This window comes from Enterobacter cloacae complex sp. OE43NF, assembly GCF_023544405.1.
Classification (GTDB): Bacteria; Pseudomonadota; Gammaproteobacteria; order Enterobacterales; family Enterobacteriaceae; genus Enterobacter; species Enterobacter cloacae.
Genome location: NZ_JAMJFW010000117.1, coordinates 1 through 2,067 on the forward strand (window position 1 = coordinate 1; position 2,067 = coordinate 2,067).

Below are 2,067 nucleotides of genomic sequence, written 5' to 3' on the forward strand. Positions count from 1 at the left end.
AATTAGTCATACTCCGAAAGCGCAGTAGAAAAAAGGCAAAACCTGCTCTGGAGTACAGTCAGAAGAACGGAAAAAAACCGGGCGGCTAGCCCGGAAGGTAAGTCAAGTTAGATTGGAACAATCTTCCGTGACATAGAACATGTCACAACGACCATCATCCATGACGGCCGCCTGACGCACAGTATGGTTCAAAAATCAGAAAAAAAACTCAGGCGGTGACATATTTAATACGAACAGATTCAAGGAACGCCAACATGCACTCCCTGACCCGGGGATCTTTCTCAGATAAGACCAGATAGTAAGCATCCAGCATCATTTTGCCGGAGTCTCCCCCGGACTGGCGTAAGCAGTCAGAAATCACTGACACAGCCAGCTGCCGTTCAGCATCACTCATATTCATCAGGATTCCAGAGGAAAAACCAAACAAGGAAACCTCAGTTAACGGCAGCCGAAAGAAAATATTGACAGTTTAGCAGTAAAAAAACAAAAAGACGGTCCTTTGCGGGTTTCGGGGCGCAGCCCTGAACCAGTCACGTAGCGCTAGCGAAGTGTATACTGGCTTAAAATGTAACATCGCAGAAACACCTGACATAGATGCTACATAAAGCAGGTGTAGAAAAAGGCTCAGGCGCGTAAGGAGAAAATGCCATACAGAATATATGCTGCTTCCTCGCTCACTGACTCGCTCCGCTCGGGCGTTCGGCTGCGGCGAGCAGAAGTAGCACAAAGTACAGGATGTACGATATACGGGCAGGAGAGAAAGAAGGGCAACGGGAAAAGGTTCCTGGCGCTGCCGGTTTTCCATAGGCTCCGCCCCCCTGACAAGCATCACAGAATCTGACGCTCAAATCAGTGGTGGCGAAACCCGACAGGACTTAAAGATACCAGGCGTTTCCCCCTGGTGGCTCCCTCGTGCGCTCTCCTGTTCCTGCCTTTCGGTGTACCGGTGTCATTCCGCTGTTATGGCCGCGGTTTCTCATTCCACGCCTGACACTCGGTTCCGGGAAGGCAGTTCGCTCCAAGCTGGACTGTATGCACGAACCCCCCGTTCAGTCCGACTGCTGCGCCTGTTCCGGTAACTATCGACTTGAGTCCAACCCGGAAAGACATGCAAAAGCGCCACTGGCAGCAGCCACTGGTAACTGATTTAGAGGAGTTAGTCTTGAAGTTATGCGCCTGTTAAGGCTAAACTGAAAGAACAGATTTGGTTACTGCGCTCCTCATAAGCCAGTTACCACGGTTCAAAGAGTTGCTGCTCTGAGAACCTTCGAAAAACCGCCTTGCTGGGCGGTTTTTTCGTTTACAGAGCAAGAGATTACGACGCTACAGAAAGGATCTCAAGAAGATCCTTCACCATAATGGAAATCTATCCCACCCGAGCATATAGGATGCATATCGTTATAAAACATCGGATATTATGCATCCCAACTAAAAATAAGCTCGAGGATAAAAAATGAGTTCAATGGTTTACTGCCGAGGATGCGGCAAGGAAATACACGAAACAGCAAAGTCATGCCCACACTGCGGAGCCACAAACGCCTCTTCAGGTTCAGGTGAAAAAAGTAGAATCGCAGCCGCGCTATTAGCATTCTTCCTTGGTGGATTTGGCGTACATAAATTTTACTTAGGTAAAATAGGACAGGGATTCCTGTATCTAATTTTTTGCTGGACATTCATACCCGCGATCATCGCGTTTATTGAGTTTATTATTTATCTATGCGATTCCGATGAAAAATTCGCAAGAAAATATGGCTAACTCATAGCAAAAAAGCCCTGCGGGGCTTTTTTGTACCAGTCTGTGAGGCAGATTTACCATAACATCCGTTGCGTGCACCGCCTGAGAGGCTCTCAGGGCGTTTCTGACGGGAAACCGGTAAAACAGGCAACAAACCACCCGAAAACCCGCCAGAAACGCGCCTGATAAATTTTAACGCCATGCATGACTATTCACCAGAATGACGGAATTCTGTTTTCACTTAGAAATGATAACCAGACAGGGAAAAACACACGTGAACCGTCAGGAATCTGCCGCTCTCAACATGGCTAAATTTATCCGCGCCCAGACGC

Annotated in this window: 4 protein-coding genes; 3 read left to right on the forward strand and 1 reads right to left on the reverse strand. The window is 48.0% G+C overall.

The features are described from left to right. Nucleotides 1-208: 208 nt before the first annotated feature. Nucleotides 209-400, reverse strand: coding sequence for a hypothetical protein (locus tag M8370_RS23145; RefSeq protein ID WP_250021850.1), 192 nt, complete (start codon nucleotides 398-400; stop codon nucleotides 209-211). Nucleotides 401-1,032: 632 nt separating this feature from the next. On the opposite strand from M8370_RS23145, the gene M8370_RS23535 reads away from it, so the two are divergent. The 3 genes from M8370_RS23535 to M8370_RS23725 form a co-directional block, all read left to right on the forward strand. After that, nucleotides 1,033-1,146, forward strand: coding sequence for a hypothetical protein (locus M8370_RS23535; protein ID WP_001517211.1), 114 nt, complete (start codon nucleotides 1,033-1,035; stop codon nucleotides 1,144-1,146). 307 nt (nucleotides 1,147-1,453) lie between these two features. Then, the gene (locus M8370_RS23150) at nucleotides 1,454-1,756 is read left to right on the forward strand and encodes a TM2 domain-containing protein (protein WP_023207139.1); all 303 of its coding nucleotides are present in this window, start codon (nucleotides 1,454-1,456) and stop codon (nucleotides 1,754-1,756) included. A 226-nt stretch (nucleotides 1,757-1,982) separates the two neighbouring features. Further along, nucleotides 1,983-2,067: Rop family plasmid primer RNA-binding protein (locus M8370_RS23725; protein WP_502799574.1), on the forward strand; the 85-nt coding region annotated here is incomplete at its 3' end.